This is a genomic window from uncultured Nitratireductor sp., from assembly GCF_913053745.1.
Taxonomy (GTDB): Bacteria; Pseudomonadota; Alphaproteobacteria; order Rhizobiales; family Rhizobiaceae; genus Nitratireductor.
In genome coordinates this window covers 1-21,894 of the sequence record NZ_CAJXGF010000019.1, presented here as the reverse complement: position 1 = coordinate 21,894, position 21,894 = coordinate 1, and the positions used below count along the sequence as shown (strand labels likewise).

Below are 21,894 nucleotides of genomic sequence, written 5' to 3'. Positions count from 1 at the left end.
AAAAATAAGGAGTTGTGTACGGAAAGGTCAATGCTATGACTAATGATATGGTCGCGCATGAAGGGAAGGGAGGCCCGGTTCGCACCGCTTCCGATTGCCGTTCGCATGCCGATTTTTCCGCCTGGAGAGTATGGAGGAGCCCGCGCTCTCCTTGCGGTTCGAGATATCCGTACCCAGCGCATAAGCGTTGAGGACGGTTCATCGTTTTGGGAGGAGAGTTCGATTATGAAATTACTTGCGCTTGCATCCATGGCCCTGATGACGGCCACCGTCATCCCGGCAATGGCCCAGGTTTCCGACGAGAAGGTCAAGATCGGTATCCTGAACGACCAGTCCGGCGTCTACGCCGATTTCGGTGGCAAATGGTCTTATGAGGCCGCTCTGATGGCGGTGGAAGACTATGGCGGCACCGTGCTCGACAAGACGGTCGAGGTGATCACCGCCGACCATCAGAACAAGCCGGACATCGCTTCCAACATCGCCCGTCAGTGGTACGACACCGAACAGGTGGACGCGATCATGGAACTGACCACCTCGTCGGTGGCGCTGGCCGTGCAGGGTATCTCCAAGGAGAAAAAGAAGATCAATATGGTCACCGGCGCGGCGACCACGGAACTGACCGGCGCGCAATGCTCGCCTTACGGTTTCCACTGGGCGTATGACACGCATGCGCTTGCCGTCGGCACCGGCGGCGCGCTTGTGGAGCAGGGCGGCGACACCTGGTTCTTCCTGACCGCCGACTATGCGTTCGGCTATTCGCTTGAAGAGCAGACCGGCAATTTCGCCAAGTCCAAGGGCGGTGAGATTCTGGGCGCAGTGCGTCATCCGCTCGCCACGACCGACTTCTCCTCCTTCCTGCTGCAGGCTCAGGCTTCCGGCGCGAACGTGATCGGTCTGGCCAATGCCGGCCTCGACACCGCAAACGCGATCAAGCAGGCGGCCGAGTTCGGCATCGTCGCCGGCGGCCAGCGCCTTGCAGCCCTTCTCTTCACGCTGGCCGAGGTTCACGGCCTTGGTCTCGAAGCGGCACAGGGGCTGACGCTGACGGAAGGCTTCTATTGGGATCGCGACGATGAATCGCGCGAGTTCAGCCGCCGTTACTACGAGCGCACCAACCGTATGCCCAATATGATCCAGGCCGGCACCTATTCGGCCGTGACCCAGTATCTGAAGGCAATCGACAAGGCCGGAACCGACGAGACGGAGGCCGTCGCCAAGGAATTGCACGAAATGCCGGTCAACGACCTGTTCGCCCGTGACGCCACGGTGGGCGCCAATGGCCGTCTTCTCAACGACATGTATCTGATGGAAGTGAAGGCACCGGCCGACAGCGAGGAACCCTGGGACTATTACAATGTCCTGGCGACCATTCCAGGCGAGGAAGCCTACATCAAACCGTCCGAAAGCGGCTGTTCCCTGGTTAGCCAGTGACGGAGGCCAATGTGACCGAAGCGCCGGTTTCCGGCGCTGTCAACGACGCAGAGCCGCGGGTGGTGCTTTCCGCTCGCGGCCTGCGGCGTGATTTTGCCGGGTTTGTCGCCGTCAAGGATGTCGATCTCGACGTGCGACACGCCAAAATCCATGCCTTGATCGGCCCTAACGGGGCCGGCAAGACCACCGTTTTCAATCTGCTGACCAAGTTTCTTGCACCCAGCGCGGGACGCATCGAGTTCATGGGGCGCGACATTACCCACACGTCGCCTGCAAAGGTGGCGCGACTGGGTCTGGTACGCTCGTTTCAGATCTCGGCGATCTTTCCGCATCTGACCGTGCTCGACAACGTACGCGTCGCTTTGCAGAGACCGGGCGGGCTCGGCTATCAGTTCTGGCGTTCGCTGGGCAGTCTCGATCTTCTGACGCCGCGCGCCGAACAGCTTCTGGAGAGCATGGGCCTGCAGAACGAGCGGCACAAGCTGGCTGCCGATCTTTCCTATGGTCGCAAGCGCGTTCTCGAAATCGCCACCACGCTCGCCCTCGACCCGAAGGTTCTTCTGCTCGATGAACCGATGGCGGGGATGGGACACGAGGATGTGGAGACCGTGGCCGACATCATTCGCGATGTGGCGAAGGACCGCGCGGTGCTGATGGTGGAGCACAACCTGAAGGTCGTGGCCGATCTGTGCGACTGGATCACCGTCCTGCAGCGCGGCGAAATCATTGCTGCCGGCGATTATGCCGAGGTGAGCCAGGATGAGCAGGTGAAAGTGGCTTATATGGGGACGGCCTATGACGAGTGAGCACGGAGGCACGCCGCTTCTTTCCGTCCGCGACCTTCATGCCTGGTACGGCGAAAGCCACGCGCTGCACGGCGTCAATCTCGATGTGGCCGAGGGCGAGACGATCACTTTGCTCGGGCGCAATGGCGTTGGAAAGACGACGACACTGCGCGCCATCATGGGCATCATCCGCAAGCGCAAGGGAACGATCGAGTTCGCGGGCAAGGATCTGATGCAGATGCCATTGCATCGCACCGCTCACACGGGTCTCGGTTTCGTCCCGGAGGAGCGCGGCATTTTCGCTACGCTTTCAGTGGACGAAAACCTGCTTCTGCCGCCCGTCGTCTCGGATGGCGGCATGAGCATCGAAGAGATTTTCGAGCTGTTTCCCAATCTGAAGGAACGGCGCAACAGCCAGGGCACAAAACTCTCCGGCGGCGAACAGCAGATGCTGGCCATTGCGCGCATGCTGCGCACCGGCGTGAAGCTGCTTCTGCTCGACGAGCCCACCGAGGGGCTTGCGCCCGTGATCGTGGAGCGCATCGGCGAAGTGCTGGCCACGCTCAAGGCGCGTGGCATGACGATCCTGCTGGTGGAACAGAATTTCCGCTTTGCGAGCCGCATCGCCGACCGTTTCTACCTCATGGAGCATGGTCAGATCACCGCCGACTTCCCGGCCGTCGAGCTGGAGGAGCGTATGGAGGTGCTGCACGAGGTGATTGGAGTTTGACGACATGACCATGATCTTCGGAATCCCCATCCAGGCCTTTCTCGGGCAGTTACTGGTCGGCCTCATCAACGGTTCGTTCTACGCCATGTTGAGTCTCGGTCTGGCCATCATTTTCGGCCTGTTGCGGGTGATCAATTTTGCCCATGGCGCCCAGTACATGCTGGGTGCGTTCGTCGGTTATCTTCTTCTGGCGCATCTGGGCATCGGCTATTGGCCGGCTCTCATTCTCGTGCCTCTGCTCGTGGGCCTGAGCGGCATGGTGATCGAAAAGGTCGCGCTGTCGCGGCTCTACAATGTCGATCCACTCTACGGCCTGCTCTTCACCTTCGGCCTGGCGCTCGTTCTCGAAGGCGCGTTCCGCTATTTCTACGGCGTGTCGGGACAATCCTACATGCCGCCGCCGCAACTTTCCGGCGGCACCAATCTGGGCTTCATGTTCCTGCCGAATTACCGCGGCTGGGTGGTCGTCGCCTCGCTCATCATCTGCATCGGAACCTGGCTCCTGATCGAGAAGACCAAGCTGGGCGCCTATCTGCGCGCGGCGACGGAAAACCCGACGCTCGTGCAAGCTTTCGGCGTGAATGTGCCGCTGCTTCTGACGCTGACCTATGGTATCGGCTCCGCGCTTGCCGGCCTCGCCGGCATCATGGCGGCTCCAGTCTATCAGGTGAGCCCGCTGATGGGGTCGAACCTCATCATCGTGGTCTTTGCGGTGGTGGTCGTTGGCGGCATGGGATCGATCCTCGGCGCCATCGTTACCGGCTACATGCTCGGGCTCGCCGAGGGACTGACCAAGGTTTTTTATCCGGAAGCCTCCAACATCGTCATCTTCGTGATCATGGCGATCGTGCTTCTTGTCCGGCCCGCCGGATTGTTCGGGAAGGATGCGTGACATGGCCGATCTGACCACCACAGGGATCGAACGGCAGACGCGTGCCCGCACCGAATGGTTGCTCGTCGGGCTCGGCGTTGCCGCGCTCGTTGCCGCGCCGTTCTTTCTCTACCCGATTTTCCTGATGAAGATGCTTTGCTTCGCACTGTTCGCGGCCGCCTTCAATTTGCTGCTCGGTTATACGGGCCTGCTCTCCTTCGGCCATGCCGCCTTCTTCGGCGGTGCCGCCTATTTCACCGCGCATGCAGTAAAGGAGTGGGGATGGACGCCTGAGTTCGGCGTTTTGCTCGGCGTTCTCGGTGCGGCGGCGCTGGGGCTCGTCATCGGCTTCTTCGCCATCCGCCGGCAGGGCATCTATTTCGCGATGATCACGTTGGCGCTGGCGCAGATGTTCTACTTTTTCTGCGTGCAGGCGCCTTTCACCAAAGGCGAGGACGGCATCCAGGGCGTGCCGCGCGGCCATCTTTTCGGCTTTATCGATCTCAGCGTGCCGCTCAACATGTACTTTTTCGTGCTCGGCGGCTTTCTGATCGGCGTCTTTGCCGTCTGGCGCATCGTTCATTCGCCCTTCGGCATGATCCTGAAATCGATCCGCGAAAACGAGAACAGGGCAACGTCGCTTGGCTACAGCGTGGCGCGCTACAAGCTGGCGGCCTTCGTCATGTCGGCGACGCTGGCCGGGCTGGCGGGTGCCATGAAGGCGCTCGTCTTCCAGTTTGCAACGCTGACGGACGTGACCTGGCAGATGTCGGGCGAGGTGATCCTGATGACGTTGCTCGGCGGCATCGGCACCATGCTCGGACCGATTGTCGGCGCCGGGCTGGTGGTCACGCTTCAAAACTACCTCGCCACATCGGAGTTCCCGGTGACGGTGATCACCGGTGCGATCTTCATGATCTGTGTGCTCCTGTTCCGCCGTGGCATTGTCGGTGAAATCCTCGCGCGGTTATCGCGCGGGGAGGGTGACGCGCGCTGACGGCCATGACGGAAACGTTCGACTACATCGTCGTCGGGGCGGGGACGGCTGGCTGTCTGCTGGCAAATCGCCTTTCCGCCGATCCGAAGGTTTCCGTGCTGCTCCTGGAAGCCGGCGGGCGTGACAACTACGCCTGGATTCACATTCCGGTCGGTTATCTCTACTGCATTTCCAATCCGCGAACGGACTGGTGCTTCTCGACCGAGAGCGAGCCGGGACTGGGCGGGCGCTCGCTCGCCTATCCCCGCGGCAAGGTGCTCGGAGGCTGTTCGTCAATCAACGGCATGATCTATATGCGCGGCCAGGCGGGCGATTACGACCGCTGGCGGCAGATGGGTTGCACGGGCTGGGCCTGGGACGACGTGCTCCCCTTTTTCAAAAAGCCGGAAGATTATTACCGGGGCGCCGACGACATGCACGGCGCCGGTGGCGAATGGCGTGTGGAAGAAGCGCGGGTGCGCTGGGAAATCCTCGAAGCCTTTCAGGATGCGGCCGAAGCGCTCGGCATTCCCAAGGTCGACGACTTCAACCGGGGTGATAATGAGGGCTCGTCCTATTTCCGGGTGAACCAGCGTGGCGGGGTGCGCTGGAACGCCTCGAAAGCCTTTTTGAAACCGGTGCGAGAACGCGGAAACCTGCGCGTGGAAACGGGCGCGCATGTGCGCCGGCTGCTCGTGAAAGATGGTCGCGTTACAGGCGTTGCCTATGAGCAGAACGGTGCGGCGCGGGAAGCGAAATGCCGCCGGGAGGTCGTGCTTGCGGCCGGTGCCATCGGATTACCGCACATTCTCGAACTGTCTGGGATAGGGCGCGGCGACGTGCTTCAGGCCGCCGGTATTCCGGTTGCGTTCGAGCACGCTTCGGTTGGGGAGAATCTGCAGGATCATCTGCAATTGCGTTGCGCCTACAAGGTAACGGGTATCCGCACACTGAACGAGCAGGCAAGCCGGCTTACAGGCAAGGCGGCAATCGCACTGGAATATCTTTTCAGACGCTCGGGGCCGATGTCCATGGCGCCGAGCCAGCTCGGCCTTTTCACGCGCTCCGACGAAGCCCGGGAAACGCCGAACCTACAGTATCACGTGCAACCGCTCTCGCTCGACAAGTTCGGCGATCCGGTTCATCCCTTCCCGGCCTTCACGGCAAGCGTGTGCAATCTGAGACCCGACAGTCGCGGATCGGTGCATGTGACTTCCGACGATTTTCGCAAGCAACCGGCCATTCGGCCAAACTATCTTTCAACGGAGAGTGACCGACAGGTGGCCGCCGACGCGATCCGGTTGACGCGCCGCATCGTCGAACAGCCGGCCTTGCAGCGTTACCGGCCCGAAGAGTTCAAGCCAGGAGCGGAATTTCAAAGCGAAGAAGACCTGGTGAAGGCAGCGGGGCAGGTCGGCACGACGATCTTCCATCCGGTCGGCACTTGCCGGATGGGCACGGACGAGGGTGCGGTTGTCGATCCGCGGTTGAAGATGCGGGGGCTTGAAGGACTGCGCATTGCCGATGCCTCGGTGATGCCGGCCATCACGTCCGGAAACACCAACTCGCCGACCTTGATGATTGCCGAGAAAGCGGCGGCGATGATCCTGGAGGATGCGCGGTAGGCGCCGGAGATCCGATACGAAGATGATTTATTCCGCGCCTTCGCCTTCGTCGCCATAGAGGCTGTTTTCTGCCTGAAGGGCGGCTGCACGGAGGGCGACAAGCGCTTTTTCCGTCGTTTTTTCCGTAAAGCGCGTGGATGGACCGAAGGCGGAAAGGCCGGCGATCATGCGCCCGGTACGGGTGCGAACAGGCACCGCAACGGCGCGGATGCCATCCTCGCGTTCGGAATTGTTGATGGCATAGCCCTGCCGACGGACGATTTCGAGTTCCGCATTGAGCGCGTCGAGATCGGTAATCGTGTTTTTGGTGAAGCGCACGCGCTCGACCGTCTCCAGGTAACGCTGACGCTCATGTTCGGGCATGAAGGCGAGCCACGTCTTTCCATGAGCGGTGCAATAGCCGTCGAGCTGGCTGCCGACGCGGATTTCCACCGACAGCGATCGCGCCGAAGTGGCGCGGGCGATGCAATAGACCATGTCGGAGCGGAAGACGGTGGCCATTGTGGCTTCCCGAAGCTCCTCGCTGAGCGCGTTGAGATGGGGCTGGAGCAGGCGTGCCAGCGCATCGTTCTGCAGCACGCGGTCCCCCAGGTCGGCAAACACATAGCCGAGGCGGTAGACACCCTTCGAAACGGCGACCAGTGCGCCGACATGCTCAAGCGTGCGCAGGAAACGATGGGCGGTGATGCCGTTCATGCCGGTTTCGCGCGCGACCTCGGACGCGGTGAGTTCGGGCCGCTGTTCGGAGAACAGTTTCAGAACGGTGAAGGCCTTGACCACCGAGCCGTTGATTTGTGGTGCCACGTTTCCATCCGTCGGGTTTCGTTCGCTTGCCGCTACTTCAGAATCGCCGGCAGCACAAGCACGAGCCAGGGAAAGGCGATCAGCAGACCGACGCGCACCAGCTCGACCCCGAAGAAGGGTAGGGCGCCCTTGAAGGTTTCGCGCATGGGAACGCCGCGCGCAATGGCATTGATGACGAAGACGTTCATGCCGACGGGCGGTGTGATCAGGCCGAGCTCGACGACGACAAGCGCCAGTATGCCGAACCAGATCTTCGTCTCGTCTGGCGTCATGCCGAAATCGAGCCCCGAAATGACCGGCCAGAAGAAGGGAATGGCCAGCAGGATCATCGACAGGCTGTCCATCAGGCAGCCGAGCAGGATGAGCGCCGCCAGGAGCAGTATGAGAATCGTGTAGGGCGAGAGGCCGCTTGTCGCCATCATTTCGGCAGCCGCCTGCGGCACGCCTCCGCGCGCCATGAATATCTCCAGCAATTCGGCGCCGAGCAGAATCAGATAGATCATGCCCGAGGTCTTGGCCGTCGCAAGCAGCGCCGCGCGCAGCGCCCTTAGACCGATCAACCGCATGACGACGCCATAGACGAGCACCAGGAAAACACCGATGGCGGCGGCGGGTGTGGGATTGAAAAAGCCGAAATAAATGCCGCCGATCACGAGGCCGAATATGGTTGCGACGGGGGCGACCCCGAGCGTCGCGGCGAAAAACTCCTGGCGCCCGACCGGATCGGCGGGCGGTCCCGCCTCCGGCGCAACGCGCACATAGATGGCAATGGTGAGGATGAACAGAAGCACCGCCAGCAGGCCGGGAATGAAGGCGGCGGCGAACATCTGCACGATGTTTGCCTCAACGATGACCGAATAGACGACGAGCACGACCGATGGCGGGATGAGGATGCCGAGCACGCCGCCGGCGGCGAGTGTGCCGGTGGCGAGGGCCGGTGAATAGCGATAGCGTTCGAGCTCCGGCAGCGCCACGTGCCCCATGGTGGAGGCTGTGGCGAGCGAGGAGCCACAGACGGCGCCGAAACCGGCGCAGGCCGCCACAGCCGACATCGCGACACCGCCGCGAAAACGCCCGAGCCACGCATTGGCGGCTCGGAACAGGCTCTGCGAAAGACCGGCATGTGTCGCCAGATGTCCCATCAGCACGAACAGCGGCACGACGGACAGGTCGTAATTGGAGAAAACGCCATAGGCGAGCGTCTTCATCTGCGACATCAGGATGGCGGGTCCGGACAGGGTGAGGATGCCGCCGGCGCCCACCACGATCATCGCATAGGCGATGGGCAGCCGCGCAACGATGAGTGCGACGAGAATGCCGAGGCCGGTCAGGCCGAGAAAAAGTTCGTTTTGCACGGATACGAAGCCCTTGCCGACATTGTTCGATCAGAGTTCGGCGCTTTCCTGCGTGGCCCGGCCAGCCAGCGCATCGGCAAGGCTCATCAGAGAAGCGACGATCAGGAGTGCGATGGAAACCAGGATCGGCACATAGGCGATCCAGATGGGAAACTGGTAGATGGCGGTGGTTTCCTCATAGAGCCGAAAGTCGAGAAAACCCTCATACATGCGCCACAAGAGGAAGACGGCGAAGGCCGATGCGACGATAGACGCCGCAGTGGACAGAACGGCAAGCGTCCTCGGCCCGGCACCCGACGTGAAGATGTCGGCCGTCACATTGGCGCCCGTCACCTGGCAATAGGGAAGAAAGCAGAAAACCGAAACCGCCACCCCGACCTCGACGATTTCGAAATCGCCGGGGAAGGGGCGGCCCGCCAGAATCAGGCTGCTGAGGCTGAAGGCGTTAACGAGCACCACGCCGATCAGCACCACCCCGCCGACAAGCGCCCATGCCTCGATGACATGGCGCAGAACATTGCCGGTCGCCGATGGCTGCCTGTTCCCGGCGGCCATGTCACATGCCCTTCGAATGCTTGGCGATGGCGGCGCGCGCCGCGTCGACGAGGGCGCGACCATCGATGCCCTTGGCGTCGACTTCCTCGATCCAGCGTTCGACCACCGGTTCGAGTTGCGTGCGGAACGCCTCGGTTTCCTCGGCCGTCAAGGTGACATGCGTATTGCCGGCATCGGTAGCAACCTCGATGCCGCGATCGTCGATCGCCCGCCAGATCTCACCGACTTCGCGCGACCAGTCCTCACCGGAATTGTCGAGAAATATCTGCTGGATGTCCTCGGGCAGACTGTCCCACTTGGCCTGATTCATCGACACCTGGAAGGTGGTCGTTCCGAAGCGCGTCTTGTCGGCGCCTTCGATCTGGTAATCGGTAAGATCCTGCATCTTCAATGCCGGAATGATTTCCCAGGGTATGAAGGCGCCATCGACCACCTTGCGCGAGAGCGCCTGGGGCAGGTCCGGCACAGGCATGGAAACCGGGCTCGCGCCAAGCGCTTCCACCACCCAAGCGCCGGTTCGGGTCGGTATGCGGATCTGCTTGCCTGCAAGGTCGGAAGGTTTGCGCACTTCCGTATCGACCATCTGGATCGCCTGGCCTGCATGGACGTGGCTGAAGAGCACTTTCACGCCCTGGTATTCCTCGGCCAGATGGGCGTCGAACATGTCGCGCATGGCAAGATTCGTGGCCACCGGATCGTTGGTGTGGATGAAGGGCAGTTCGAACACCTCCGAGCGCGGAAACAGACCTGCGGTATAGCCATTGACTGTCCAGATGATGTCGACCACCCCGTCGCGGGCCTGGCGGATCAGCTCCGGTGGGCGGCCGCCCAGAGACATGGCCGGAAATATCTCGATGTCGACGCGGCCTTCGGACGCTTTCTCGATACGCTCCGCCCACGGTTCCAGCATGTCGGTCTGCGCTGGCGCCTTGGGCCCGAGAAAGTGATGGAGTTTAAGCTTGATCACATCCTGTGCCGAGGCGCTGCCGGCCAGGCCAAGAACAGCCATGGCCGCCCCAGCAAGGAGCGAGGCGAGGCGCGGAGATTTAACGGTTCCAATCATCATTTCCTCCCGGTTCCAAAAGAACATGGTTTCCAACGAAAACGAAGCCCCGGTCATCCTTCCTCCCAGCGGCGGATGACGGGAACGGAGACAATCTCTCCCATGTATGAGGAAAGAGATTGACGGCAGTGCATTCCATTGTCAATCTATATTTAAATTATGTATTTCAAATATAGAAATATGGAAAACACCCATGCGTGATGCCCCTTCTCTTGCCGACACCGCCGCCATCATGACGGCAGGCGGGGCGCTGCTCGCCAGGATGAAGGCGCTCGGCGTCGATTACATCTTTGCCAATTCCGGCACCGACTTCCCTCCGATCATCGAGGGGTTGGCCGAGGCCGAGGCAAAGGGGGTGCCGCTCCCGCAGGCGCTGGTCATGCCTTACGAAAGCGCGGCGATGGGCATGGCGCACGGCTACTATCTCGCGACGGGGCGCACGCAGGCCGTGATGGCACACACAAATGTGGGGCTCGCCAATTGCGCCATAGGCGCGATCAATGCGGCGACCGAACACATCCCGATGCTTCTGTTCTCCGGGCGCACCCCGACAACCGAAAAGGGCAGGCTGGGCGCGCGCACGGTGCCAATCGGCTGGGGGCAGGAAATGCGCGATCAGACTGCCCTCGTGCGCGAGGCCTGCAAATGGGATTACGAATTGCGCGTTCCAGAACAGGTCGTCGAAATCACCGATCGTGCACTGGCGATCGCCGAATCCACACCGCGCGGGCCGGTTTATGTGAGTCTGCCACGCGAAGTGCTTTGCGAGACCTGTCCCACGAACGACCTCGATGCGCCCCGCACGATGGCGCCGGCGGTGGCTGGCATCGAAGACGAGCGTCTTCGAGCCGCGGTCGCACTTTTGTCCGATGCCGAGAACCCGGTCATCATCGCCCAGCGCGGTGCCGGAGGAGAGCGCGGTTTTGCCGCTTTGCAATCCATCGCCGCAGATTGGGGCATTCCGGTGTGCCAATACTGGGCGGTACGGCTTGCCCTGCCACTCGATCATCCGATGGCGGCGGCGTCCGATCCGGCTCCGCTTCTCGAACAGGCCGACGTGGTTCTCGTGATCGATTCGCTGGCGCCCTGGTCGCCGGACATTCACTCCCTGAAGCCTGGCTGCAAGGTAATTCAGCTCGGTCAGGATCCGCTCTACAGTCGTTTTCCGGTGCGCAATTTCCGTTGTGACGTGGCGCTTACCGGTGAGGTTGAAGAAGGGCTCGTAAAGCTGCGCGCGGCGCTTGCCGATGAAAACACCCTGTCGAAAGAACGCATTGTGCGTCGGCGCGACAGACATGCCCGGACCAATGCGGGCGCACGGGCCGAAACCATTGCGCGCGCCGAAGCCGGCGAAGGCGCGCCGATGACGAAGGACTGGGTCAGCCTTTGTCTGTCGCGTGCCATCGAAGGCCGCGATGCGTCGGTGTTTTCCGAACTCGGATGCCCGATGGCGCCGATGACGCTCGACCATCCCAAAGCCTGGTATCAGGAGCCGCATTCGGGTGGGCTCGGGTGGTCGTTCCCCGCCGCGCTCGGCATGCAACTGGCCGACCGCAACCGGCTGATCGTCGCAACAATGGGCGATGGCTCCTACATGTTTTCCAATCCCGTCGCCTGTCATCAGATCGCCGAAGCGCTGGACCTGCCGGTGCTCGTGGTGATCGTGAACAATGCCGAATGGGGGGCCGTGCGCCATTCGGTTCTTGGAATCTATCCCGATGGATACGCATCCCGCACCAACACGATGCCGTTGACCGGTCTTTCCCCGGTGCCGGATTTCGCCAAGGTTGCCGAGGCGAGCCGTGCCTTTTCCCGAACGGTGAAGGACGGCTCGGCGCTGTCCGGTATTTTCGCTGAAGCGCTCGATCATATCGACACGAACCGCACCCTGGCACTGATCGACGTGCATGTGCGCCCGTGACCAGACCCCAGCCCAATTGCAAGGAGACGTGGAATGGCTGAAGCCGCGACGACCGAATTCTGGAAAGACCTGAAACCCATCGAGAAGGTGTTTCAACGCGACGCCCTGCCGGAAGTCTATCTGGCCGATGCGCCGAGCGAGGATGAACGCTTTTATGTGCCTTTCACGGAGACCGTGTTTTCGCGTCCGCTGTGGATCTCGCCGACACAGAACAAATGGTGCGACATTCTCATGGCCAAGCGCGCCGGCCTCGTGAACCGGCACTATCATCCGCACGAGGTTTTCGCCTACACGATCTCCGGAAAATGGGGGTATCTGGAACACGACTGGACAGCGACGGCGGGCGATTTCGTCTATGAGACGCCGGGCGAGGGCCACACGCTGGTGGCCTATGAGCATGAAGACCCGATGCGGGTGTTCTTTCAGGTGAAAGGGCCGCTGATCTGGCTTGACGAGACAGGAGAGCCCGACGGCTTCTTCGACGTGCACAACTATATCGAGATGTGCCGGAACCATTACGACGAGGTGGGTATCGGCGCGGATTATATCGAGACGCTGTTTCGCTAGTGGAATGAGTTTGACAGTCGATACCCGCTCGATGTCGATTGCGAGATCGAGCGGCAAATTCGTGGATTCCGCCAGGCCGCGCATCGCATCACACCGACATTCCGCCGTCGACCGTCAGCGTCGTTCCTGTTGTGAAACTGCTGTCGTCGGATGAAAGATAGAGCACGGAACGCGCCACCTCGTCGGCGCGTCCGTGACGGCCCAGGGGGATCAGGCGGTTGAAGAAATCGGTGCCGTCGATCCCCATTTCCCTGCCGAGCCCGTCTTCCACCGCCTGCTGAAAACCGTTGTCGATGGGGCCGGGATGAATGGTGTTGACGCGGATTGCACGCGCCGCCAGCTCTTTGGCGAGACAACGCATCAGGCCGATTTGGGCATGTTTGGCGGTGATGTAGGCATAGACCCCGGCATCGCCGCGCAGGCCGGCGACGCTGGAGGTGATGACGATGCTGCCGCCGTTGCGCATGTTCGGCACGGCGTGTTTCGCCGCCAGAAACGCACCCTTAACGTGGACGCGTTGGACGGCGTCGAACACATCCTCCGGATAGTCGGCGATGGGCGCCACGGTGCCGAAATTGCCGGCGTTGGAAAACAGCACATCGACCGGGCCGAAACGTTCGACGGCTGTCGCAACATAGCGCTGCGTGTCTGCGGGGGACGACACATCGGCGGTTACAGAAACGACCTTGTCGGATGACAGGGCCCGCATGGCCCGGTGCAACTCGTCCCGGTCGCGATCGACCAGGACGACACGGGCTCCCTCGTTCAGGAAGAGACGCGCCGTGGCGACGCCGAGGCTGCCGGCGCCACCCGTGATGATGCAGTTCTTTTCGTCGAGTTTCATGACACTGCGATGTGATCGGTTGCTGTGGACCGTGCCCGTTCGGACCGGTCGAGATCTAGAATGGATAATGCACAGGGCCGTCCTGAACGGTGATCCAGCGCAACTCCGTAAACTCGGCGATGCCCGCCTTGCCGCCGAAGCGGCCATAGCCGGAATCCTTCACGCCGCCGAAAGGCATCTGCGCCTCGTCGTGAACCGTCGGGCCGTTGACGTGGCAGATGCCGCTCTCGATGCGGCGCGCAACGGCCATGGCGCGGTTCACGTCACGCCCGAAAACCGCGGAGGACAGGCCGTATTCGGTGTCGTTGGCGACGCGCACCGCTTCATCGATGCCGCTCACGCGCACCACCGTAACGACCGGGCCGAAGCTCTCTTCGGCATAAATGCGCATCGCCGGCGTGACCCGGTCGAGCAGGGTGGCCTCCATGATGGTGCCATCGCCGCCGCCGCCCGCCGCCAGGATCGCCCCCTTGCCGACCGCATCCTTGACCAGATCCTCGATGCGCCGCGCCGCACTCTGATCTACCACGGCACCGAGCGGCGCCTTGCCCTCGCGCGGATCGCCCGCCTTCAGCGAACGGGCTTTTTCGGCAAGCGCTTTGACGAAGGTGTCGGCGATCTTCTCGTCGACGACGATGCGCTCGGTCGACATGCAGATCTGGCCCTGATTCATGTAGGCGCCGAAAGCGGCCGCTGCGACAGCGGCATCGATATCGGCGTCGTCGAGCACCACGAAAGGTGCCTTGCCGCCCAACTCCAGCAGCGCCGGTTTGAGATGACGTCCCGCCGTTTCGGCGATAATGCGGCCAACGCGGGTGGAACCGGTGAAGTTCACCCGGCGTACGGCGGGATGCGCGATCAGGGTCTCGACGATCTCGGCGGCGTCTTCCGGTGCGTTGGAGATGGCGTTCAGCACCCCGCGCGGCACGCCGCCGGCATGCAAGGCCTCGACGATCAGCCGATGCGTTTGCGGGCAGATCTCCGACGTTTTCATGACCACGGTGTTGCCGCAGGCGAGCGGTGTGGCAAGCGAACGAACGCCGAGAATGACAGGCGCGTTCCAGGGCGCGATGGACAACACCACGCCGGCAGGCTGACGCACTGCCATGGCCATGCTGCCCGGGCGGTTCGATGGGATGATCTCGCCGGTAATCTGGGTGGTGAGGGATGCCGCCTCGCGCAGCATCTCGGCGGCAAGCCCGACATTGAAATGTGCCCAGCCGGCGGTCGCGCCGATCTCATCCGCCATGGACCGGGCGAAATCGTCTGCCCGTGACTGCAGGGTGTCGGCCGCCGACAGGAGAATGCGACGCCTTTCGCCCGGCGTGGTCGCGGCCCAGTCGGGAAAGGCGCGCGCCGCAGCATCGCACGCCATACGGGCGTCTTCCAGCGTTGCTGCCGCTGCCCGTGTGGCCATTTGTCCGGTTACCGGATTGAGACGCTCGAACGTGTTGCTGTCCGAAGCCGCGCGATCGTCGTCGCCGATGAGCAAACCCAAATCTTCCATTATTTCATCCTCGTTCGTCTGTCTTACCCAAAAAAGCGCGTTGCACGGCCTCGTCGTTCAGCAATGCCTTCGCCGTGTCGGCGCCGACAATGCGCCCGGCCTCTATCAGATAGCCGCGATCGGCGATCGACAGGCTGACCCGGACGTTCTGTTCGACGATCAGAAGCGCGACGCCGGATTTGCGGATCCGGTCGAGCGCCAGAAAAAGCTCGGTGACCATGACGGGAGCCAGGCCGAGGCTCGGCTCGTCAAGCATGAGATAGGCCGGGTTGGACATCAAAGCACGGCCGATGGCCACCATCTGCTGTTCGCCGCCGGACATGGTGTTGACGGCCTGGCGCCGGCGCTCCTTCAGCTTGGGGAACAGATCGTAGACCTGGGCTCTGCGCTCGCCTTCGTCGGTGCGGGCACGTGGCGGATTGGCGCCGAGCAGAAGATTCTCCTCCACGGTAAGGTCGCCAAATACGCCACGCCCCTCCGGGACGAGGGCGATGCCTTCCTGAACGATACGATGGGCCGGGAGTGCCGCCAGGAGACGTCCGTCAAGGCGGATCTGCGATCCTGCATCGGAAGGCACGAGCCGGGCAACCGATTTGAGGAGCGACGATTTGCCGGCACCGTTCGCCCCGAGGATGACCACGGTTTCGCCAGGGGCGATCGTAACCGAAACACTGTCGAGCGCCAGATGCTGTCCGTAATGCAGGTTGAGGTCCTCAATTTCAAGCATGGGCGTCTCCCAGATAGGCGCGCACCACGCCGGGGTCGCCGAGCACATCGCCGGTCGGCCCGTCGGCGATCTTCATGCCGGCGTTCATGACCACCGAGCGACCGCACAGAGCGCGGATCGCGTCCATCACATGCTCTACCAGAAAGACGGTCATCCCGCTGTCGTTGAGGTCGGCAATCAGGTCGATGCCGATGCGAAGCTCGGTCGGGTTCAGGCCGGCGAGCCATTCGTCGAGCAGGAGCAGGGAAGGTTCGGCGGCAAGCGCGCGGGCCAGTTCGAGCCGCTTCTGATCGATATAGGTGAGATCGGCGGCGTTCTCCGAACCGCGACCCTGGAGACCGACGCGTTCGAGGCAGGTAAGGGCGTCGTCGCGGGCCGCTCGATCCCAAAGACGCTTTTTCCCGAAAGCCAGGGCGGCAACGACATTGTCCTCGACGGAGAGCGAGGGAAGGATGCGCACGAGCTGAAAGGTGCGCGCCACGCCGCGTCTGGCGATGCGGTTGGCCGCGAGCCCCGAGATTTTCTCGCCGTTTAGATGGATCGCGCCGCCGCTTGCCGGAAGCAGGCCGGAAATCATGTTGAGCACCGTGGTCTTGCCCGATCCGTTGGGGCCGAGCAGGCCGACCGTTTCACCGCGGGAAATGTCGAAGCTTACGCCATTCACCGCCGTCAGCCCGCCGAAGCGCTTGGTCAGGTCGCGGATTTCCAGGAGCGCGCTCATTGGCGGGCCTCCGCGGTTCCGGGTTCTCTTACGCGCTCTGCGTTGCCGGTGACCCGCTTCGAGTGAGCCAAGGCCCGTTCCACGAAGGCGAGCACGCCGCCCGGCAGGATGAAGACGATGGCGATGAAGAGCAGGCCGAGAATGATCGAATAATGGTCGGGAAAATTGGCTGACAGCCATTCGAACAGCAGGAACAGCGGCACCGCGCCGAGCGCCGGGCCCCAGAGGCGGTTCGCCCCGCCGAGCAGCGCCATGATCAGGGTCAGGAAGGAAACGGTCGGATTGAACACGATGCCGGGCTCGATATAGGTCCAGCGCGGCGCCTGGATCGCGCCGACCAGAGTAATGATCACCGCACTGAGCGCGAACAGAGCCAGCTTGGTGCGGGCGATGTCGATGCCGCAATGGGCGGCGACCACCTCGTCGTCGCCAATGATCTTGAGCGCCAGGCCGAGCCGGCTGCGGCCGATGCACCACGAAACGAACAGCGTCGCCGCCATCAGAGCCAAGAGCTGCCAGTAGATTTCCTCAGGGCCGAAGGACATGAAGATGTAGCGGCCCAACGTGCCCGTCACGTTCACTTCGTACCAGGTGACGAGCTGGCGCACGAGTTCGGCGAGACCGAAGGTGAAGATGACGAAATAGACACCGGCGAGCCTGAGCGTCGACAGGCCGACGATGAGCGCGATTCCCAGCCCGACGCCGGCCGCTGCCAGAAGAACCAGCGGGTAGGGCAGAATCTCGTTGAGCGCCGCGACCGTGTAGGCGCCGATGCCGAAGAAGGCGACGGTGGCCAGCGACACGTAGCGGGTGGGACCGGAAAAGAGCGCCCATGCGCTCGACAGGGTCACGTATCCAGCCAGGCCGATCAGCAGGCCGACCTGATAGGGGCCGACATAGAAGGGCGCGAAGGCGAGGGCGGCGAGTGCCGCGGCCGCAAGAGAAAAACCGAAGGCAAGCCGCATGGTCATCGCGCGGCCTTTCCGAACAGACCCTGGGGGCGCCACAGAAGCAGCGCCAGAAAGATGCCATAGGTGGCGGCCAGCGTGAGTCCGGGATCCACATAGGTGGCGACAAAGGTTTCCACCATGCCGAGGATCAGCCCCGCCGAGAGGGCGCCAAGAAGATTGCCGACCCCGCCCATGATGACGACGATCAGGGCTTTCATGGTGAACACCACGCCGGAGGTGGCGGTGAAGGTCTGATACATGGAGATGACGACGCCGCCGGCAGCGGCAAGCGCGCCGCCGAGCGCGAAGGCGAAACGTGCCGTTCGGTTGACGTCGATGCCGACGAGCGGTGCGGACTGCGGTGCAACGGCGACGGCGCGAATGGTCGTGCCCCAGCGTGTGCGCGTCATGAGCAGGTATAGCGTTACGCCGATCGCAAGCGCGAGAACGAGCGCGAGCAGCCGGTTGGCGGCGACATTGGCGCCGAGAATGCTGACCGGCACGTTGAGATAGGAATAGCTCATATAGTTGGCGCCGAAGATCACGAGCAGAACGCCCTGGATAACGAAAAGGAGCCCGAACGTTGCCAGAATGGAATCGATCTCAAGTGCACCTCGGTCGCGGGAGCGGGTTACCAGCGGACGCATCATCAGCGCGTAGATGGCCCAACTCAGAAGAAACCCGCCCGGCACGATAAGAAGCAGGTCGGCGATCGGATTGAGCCCGAGCGCGCTTTGTAGGATGAAGGCCGCGAAGGCGGCTGTGATCATGGTCTCGCCATAGGCGAGATTCATGATGCGCGCGATGCCGTATTGCAGGGTGAGCCCCATGGCCACCAGTGCATAGGTGCCGCCAAGCACCAGGCCGGCGATGAGCGCCGTCATGAGCATATTGTTCAATCTCCCGAGTTCTTGCGGCGGCCGGCGCGTCCGCGCGCCGGCCGAAACGATTCCGTCTTATTGCGCCTGCCAGGCGGCCTTCGGCAGTTTGACTTTGGAAGCGCCGGACCTTCCCTGCGGGGCTACGCCGACGAAAACGCCATCTTGCCACTGACCGGTCCACCAGAGCGTGCGGAGCTGATTGTCCTCAAGCTTGGTTTCACCCAGAACGGTCTCGAAGGTTCCGTTGGAAAGCTCTTCGGAAACCTTGTCGCGGTCGAGGCCAACGCGCTTGATGGCCTCCTGCAGCATCTGAAGGCTCGCATAGGTGATGACGCTTCCCCAATAGTCCGGCCCCTGGCCCGTCAGCTCCTTGTGACGCTTGCGATAGGCCATGTTGCTTTCATTGTCGGGGGCGATTCCGCCAAGGCTCATCACGCCTTCCGCATTCGGTTTGTCTTCTCCATAGACGGGAAAGCCGACGCCGACACCGAGATAAAGCACCTTGGGATTGTAACTCGACACCTGCGCCTGCTGCGTCAGGGCAAACGTGTCCGGCGGGTAGGAAAAGGCGACAAAGGTGTCGGCATCCGTCGTCGCGGCTTCGTTGACAATGGGGGAGAAGTCGGAAGTTCCGACGGGATAGGTCTTGTCATAGACCGTTTCGAACCCTGCCTCTTCGAAGGACGCGCGTGCCGCCGTCACCAGATCGATGCCGAAGCCGTCGGCAACCGACGCCATGGCGATCTTTCCGTTTATCGTGCCGGCGTCGCGCTGTTCGGCAAGCAGGGTGGCAAGGGCATCGGTATAATCCTCTCCACCGCCGAGCATCCAGTAACTCCTGGGCCAGCGCTCGACGAACTCCGGTGCCTTGTCGGTCACCGAGGAAACGGCAAGCTGCGGGTAGCCGAAGCGGTCGAACAGTGGCGCGACGGCGAGGTTGAAGCCCGTTCCCCAAGGGGGCAGGATGAAATCCACCTCATCCTGTGTCGCCAGACGCTCCACCGCGCGCACGACCTCTTCGGCCGAAGAGCGGTCGTCATACTCGATGACTTCGATCGGCAGCTTGCTGCCGTCGGGAAGCTCGAGACCGCCGGCTTCCTTAACGTCGTTGATCCAAAGCTGGTAGTTGGGAATGGTGGTGATGCCCGCCCCGCCGGCGTTCGCGCCGGTCTTGGATACGGCATACCCGATCTTGATCGTTTCGCGTTCCTGCGCATGCGCGGATGCGCCGACCAGCACGGTCATTACGGCGCCGGCAGACAAAAAAACGTCGCGCAGGCGCCGCCTGCTTGCAGACTTCATCATGGTTTCCTCCTCCACGTCCCTCGCTCTAAGCGAAATGCCGTTGCGGACCGTTCCTTACGCCGGTCCAGCACGGGACGGTCTGAAGTTTAGGGGGTGGGCGTTCGGTGGAAATAGACTTTTTGTCGAAAGAATTGTACTTTTGGGCGGTTCGCATATGCCCGTTCAGCGCTTTGGAGAAAAAGCTCGATTTGTTACAGAACAGCCGTACGGGAGATGCTCCGCCGGCGGGGACGATCCCTCCCATCGTTGTCCTGCCGGATACGGAAGCGGCGGTTGTCAAAACAGCGCTCTCCCCGGTCGCGTGGACGCTTCACGGCAACCGAAACAGGGCGTTCGCTCTCATTTCGGGCGTCGGGCAACTCGCGCTCGAGAGCACGATCATCCCACTTGCCGCGCCCTGCGTGCTCTGGTTGCCGGCGGGCAAGCCGGCGACTTTGACGCTGGAGGCTGGCGCACGTGGTGCCGCGCTTGCCGCATCGGAGCTCGCAATCGGCCGTGCGGTGCCCTCCGGCCCCATCGGGACCGAGGTCAAGAATGCGCTGTTTCATCCGGTTCTGGGCGCCAAAATTGCGCCGGCTCTGGCTCAGGACCTGTGCCGCAGCATCGAAGTCATCGGCGACGAATTGCGCAGCGACCGGCCCGGAGCGCAGGACACGGCGCGCTATCACCTCGTCCTGATCCTGATCGCGCTTTGGCGCACGTCGAGTCCCATGCCGTCCAAGCAGCAATCGGCGCCGCGCACGCTTGTGCGCAACTTCCTGCATTTGGTTGAGCTCCATGTGCGCGACCACTGGAGCGTCAGCGACTATGCGCGGTTCCTTTCAGTGTCGCGAGGGCGGCTCGGCAGCGCGGTGCGGCGGGTGACGGGGCGTACGCCGCTTGAGCTGATCCACGCCCGGCTTGTTGCCGAAGCGGAGGTTCTGTTGAATGGAACCGGTCTTCAGGCCGCCGAGGTGGCGGAAGCGCTCGGCTTCAAGGATGCCGGATACTTCAACCGCTTTTTCAAGCGTGAGACGGGAATGTCGCCGGGGCGCTTGCGTCGCGAGGCGATGCAGCGCAAATCCAAGGGCGAGAATTCCTTCGCCGCCTGGCCGTAAACGCTTTTCGGGCTTTGCAGGAACTTCAAGGCCGGTTGGCCGGTTTTCTTCACGGGTGATAAAATCCATGCAGTCGAGGTGATTCCATCTTGACGAAGTGAAGTGTGATGATTATTGAAAATCGTCAGAGATAAGATGATGAAGCCGATTATACGCCCACGCACCGATCCGGAAGAGACGCGATCTCGTATTCTCGAGGTTGCAGAAAACTTCTTCCGCAGCATCGGTTACCAGAAAACCTCCGTTGCGGACATCGCCGCGGAGCTGGGGATGAGTCCGGCCAACATCTATCGTTTTTTTCCGTCCAAAGGTGCGATCAACGAGTGCATTTGCGGGCGCATCGTGGAGGAAGTGGCGGAGATTGCCTTTGCCATCGCGCGGACCAAGGCGCCGGCTTCGGAAAAGTTGACGCGGCTTTTGACGGCGATCCATCAGCACAACAAGGCAACGCTGATCAAGGAGAAGCGCACGCACGATATGGTCGCCGCCGCGATGCAGGAAAACTGGTCGATCATCAAGGCGCATATCGAGCGCATGACGACGATCATGGAGGGGATCATTCGCGAGGGTGTCGAGGCCGGCGAGTTCGACGTCGACGACCCGGCTATGTCCGCGCGCTGCGTGAAGACGGCCTTCGTGCCGTTTCTGCACCCTCTTCTGATCGAACATTGCATACAGCATGGCGAAGATACCGAAGAGGGGCTGCGCGAGCAGCTTCGCTTTATCCTGAAAGGACTGGGCAAGCAGGACTAGGCCGCCAAGGAAGGGAGGCCTGAGTTTTTGTGTGTCAAATTTATGATGAATATCGAGAATCGATAGTTAACAACGTTTATAAGGTGCTGGCTTATGCCGCTAAAGACCATGAAACGGATTGTTCTTCTGAGCGCGGTGGCGCTCGCGCTCGCGGCCTGCCAGGACGAGGAGGTGGTCGAACGGCCCGATCCGGTGGTGCGGGTGGCGACGGTGCGGCTCTCACCGCTCGCCGAAACGCGCACCTATACGGGCACAGTGGTGCCACGCACCGAGATAACCGAGGCGTTTCGCGTCGGCGGCAAGGTGGCGGCGCGCCTCGTTGATGTAGGCGACAGGGTGGAAGCCGGAGAGGTCCTGGCGCGGCTGGATCCGATGGATCTCAACCTGCAACTCGAACAACAGCGCGCCGCGCTGACGGCAGCGCGC

At 62.1% G+C, this 21,894-nt stretch carries 22 protein-coding genes; 11 read left to right on the top strand and 11 right to left on the bottom strand.

Features of this window, described 5'->3' with window-relative positions:
• Nucleotides 1-225: 225 nt before the first annotated feature.
• Genes QZ638_RS05155 through QZ638_RS05130 form a run of 6 tightly spaced genes read left to right on the top strand, consistent with a single transcriptional unit; the run spans nt 226 to nt 6,418 of the window.
• A complete protein-coding gene (locus QZ638_RS05155; protein ID WP_295807726.1) occupies nt 226-1,431 on the top strand; it encodes an ABC transporter substrate-binding protein in 1,206 nt (401 codons plus the stop codon).
• 11 nt (nt 1,432-1,442) lie between these two features.
• Nucleotides 1,443-2,237: an ABC transporter ATP-binding protein gene (locus tag QZ638_RS05150; RefSeq protein WP_295807724.1), complete on the top strand. Its 795-nt coding sequence runs from the start codon at nt 1,443-1,445 to the stop codon at nt 2,235-2,237.
• Nucleotides 2,227-2,946, top strand: coding sequence for an ABC transporter ATP-binding protein (locus tag QZ638_RS05145; RefSeq protein ID WP_295807721.1), 720 nt, complete (start codon nt 2,227-2,229; stop codon nt 2,944-2,946). Before QZ638_RS05150 ends, QZ638_RS05145 begins: the two co-directional genes overlap by 11 nt.
• 4 nt (nt 2,947-2,950) lie before the next feature.
• Nucleotides 2,951-3,838 (top strand): branched-chain amino acid ABC transporter permease, encoded by an 888-nt coding sequence (locus tag QZ638_RS05140; protein WP_295807720.1) that lies wholly within the window; start codon nt 2,951-2,953, stop codon nt 3,836-3,838.
• Nucleotides 3,831-4,814 carry a branched-chain amino acid ABC transporter permease gene (locus tag QZ638_RS05135; protein WP_295807718.1) on the top strand — a complete coding sequence of 328 codons (984 nt, stop codon included), beginning with the start codon at nt 3,831-3,833 and terminating at the stop codon, nt 4,812-4,814. The genes QZ638_RS05140 and QZ638_RS05135 overlap by 8 nt, the downstream gene beginning before the upstream one ends.
• Nucleotides 4,815-4,819: 5 nt before the next feature.
• Entirely contained in the window at nt 4,820-6,418 is a 1,599-nt protein-coding gene (locus QZ638_RS05130) for a GMC family oxidoreductase N-terminal domain-containing protein (RefSeq protein ID WP_295807716.1), read from the top strand.
• Nucleotides 6,419-6,445: 27 nt separating this feature from the next.
• Here the strand turns inward: QZ638_RS05130 and QZ638_RS05125 are convergent, their stop codons facing one another.
• The 4 genes from QZ638_RS05125 to QZ638_RS05110 are packed head-to-tail and all read right to left on the bottom strand — an operon-like array spanning nt 6,446 to nt 10,141.
• Nucleotides 6,446-7,222, bottom strand: coding sequence for an IclR family transcriptional regulator (locus QZ638_RS05125; protein WP_295807714.1), 777 nt, complete (start codon nt 7,220-7,222; stop codon nt 6,446-6,448).
• Nucleotides 7,223-7,254: 32 nt separating this feature from the next.
• Nucleotides 7,255-8,577 (bottom strand): TRAP transporter large permease, encoded by a 1,323-nt coding sequence (locus QZ638_RS05120; protein WP_295807712.1) that lies wholly within the window; start codon nt 8,575-8,577, stop codon nt 7,255-7,257.
• 30 nt (nt 8,578-8,607) lie between these two features.
• Entirely contained in the window at nt 8,608-9,132 is a 525-nt protein-coding gene (locus QZ638_RS05115) for a TRAP transporter small permease (RefSeq protein WP_295807710.1), read from the bottom strand.
• A gap of 1 nt (nt 9,133) precedes the next feature.
• Entirely contained in the window at nt 9,134-10,141 is a 1,008-nt protein-coding gene (locus QZ638_RS05110) for a TRAP transporter substrate-binding protein (RefSeq protein WP_295807770.1), read from the bottom strand.
• Between the two features lie 247 nt (nt 10,142-10,388).
• Between QZ638_RS05110 and QZ638_RS05105 the strand changes: the two genes are divergently transcribed.
• Both QZ638_RS05105 and QZ638_RS05100 read left to right on the top strand, forming a co-directional pair.
• Nucleotides 10,389-12,116, top strand: coding sequence for a thiamine pyrophosphate-requiring protein (locus tag QZ638_RS05105; protein WP_295807708.1), 1,728 nt, complete (start codon nt 10,389-10,391; stop codon nt 12,114-12,116).
• Between the two features lie 33 nt (nt 12,117-12,149).
• On the top strand, nt 12,150-12,683 hold the full coding sequence (locus QZ638_RS05100) for a 2,4'-dihydroxyacetophenone dioxygenase family protein (RefSeq protein ID WP_295807706.1): 534 nt from the start codon (nt 12,150-12,152) through the stop codon (nt 12,681-12,683).
• An 88-nt stretch (nt 12,684-12,771) separates the two neighbouring features.
• On the opposite strand, the gene QZ638_RS05095 is transcribed toward QZ638_RS05100, so the two are convergent.
• The 7 genes from QZ638_RS05095 to QZ638_RS05065 form a co-directional block, all read right to left on the bottom strand.
• Nucleotides 12,772-13,527, bottom strand: coding sequence for an SDR family NAD(P)-dependent oxidoreductase (locus QZ638_RS05095; protein WP_295807704.1), 756 nt, complete (start codon nt 13,525-13,527; stop codon nt 12,772-12,774).
• Nucleotides 13,528-13,582: 55 nt separating this feature from the next.
• The gene (locus QZ638_RS05090; protein WP_295807703.1) at nt 13,583-15,034 is read right to left on the bottom strand and encodes an aldehyde dehydrogenase; all 1,452 of its coding nucleotides are present in this window, start codon (nt 15,032-15,034) and stop codon (nt 13,583-13,585) included.
• A 4-nt stretch (nt 15,035-15,038) separates the two neighbouring features.
• The gene (locus tag QZ638_RS05085) at nt 15,039-15,761 is read right to left on the bottom strand and encodes an ABC transporter ATP-binding protein (protein WP_295807701.1); all 723 of its coding nucleotides are present in this window, start codon (nt 15,759-15,761) and stop codon (nt 15,039-15,041) included.
• Nucleotides 15,754-16,482: an ABC transporter ATP-binding protein gene (locus QZ638_RS05080; RefSeq protein ID WP_295807698.1), complete on the bottom strand. Its 729-nt coding sequence runs from the start codon at nt 16,480-16,482 to the stop codon at nt 15,754-15,756. The genes QZ638_RS05085 and QZ638_RS05080 overlap by 8 nt, the downstream gene beginning before the upstream one ends.
• Entirely contained in the window at nt 16,479-17,447 is a 969-nt protein-coding gene (locus QZ638_RS05075) for a branched-chain amino acid ABC transporter permease (RefSeq protein WP_295807767.1), read from the bottom strand. The genes QZ638_RS05080 and QZ638_RS05075 overlap by 4 nt, the downstream gene beginning before the upstream one ends.
• Before the next feature lie 2 nt (nt 17,448-17,449).
• Nucleotides 17,450-18,322 carry a branched-chain amino acid ABC transporter permease gene (locus QZ638_RS05070; protein ID WP_295807696.1) on the bottom strand — a complete coding sequence of 291 codons (873 nt, stop codon included), beginning with the start codon at nt 18,320-18,322 and terminating at the stop codon, nt 17,450-17,452.
• A 66-nt stretch (nt 18,323-18,388) separates the two neighbouring features.
• On the bottom strand, nt 18,389-19,558 hold the full coding sequence (locus tag QZ638_RS05065) for an amino acid ABC transporter substrate-binding protein (protein WP_295807766.1): 1,170 nt from the start codon (nt 19,556-19,558) through the stop codon (nt 18,389-18,391).
• 248 nt (nt 19,559-19,806) lie between these two features.
• On the opposite strand from QZ638_RS05065, the gene QZ638_RS05060 reads away from it, so the two are divergent.
• The 3 genes from QZ638_RS05060 to QZ638_RS05050 form a co-directional block, all read left to right on the top strand.
• A complete protein-coding gene (locus QZ638_RS05060; protein WP_295807695.1) occupies nt 19,807-20,715 on the top strand; it encodes an AraC family transcriptional regulator in 909 nt (302 codons plus the stop codon).
• Nucleotides 20,716-20,850: 135 nt separating this feature from the next.
• A complete protein-coding gene (locus tag QZ638_RS05055; protein WP_295807693.1) occupies nt 20,851-21,468 on the top strand; it encodes a TetR family transcriptional regulator in 618 nt (205 codons plus the stop codon).
• Between the two features lie 93 nt (nt 21,469-21,561).
• The coding region (locus QZ638_RS05050) for a biotin/lipoyl-binding protein (RefSeq protein WP_295807691.1) at nt 21,562-21,894 on the top strand (333 nt) is incomplete at its 3' end.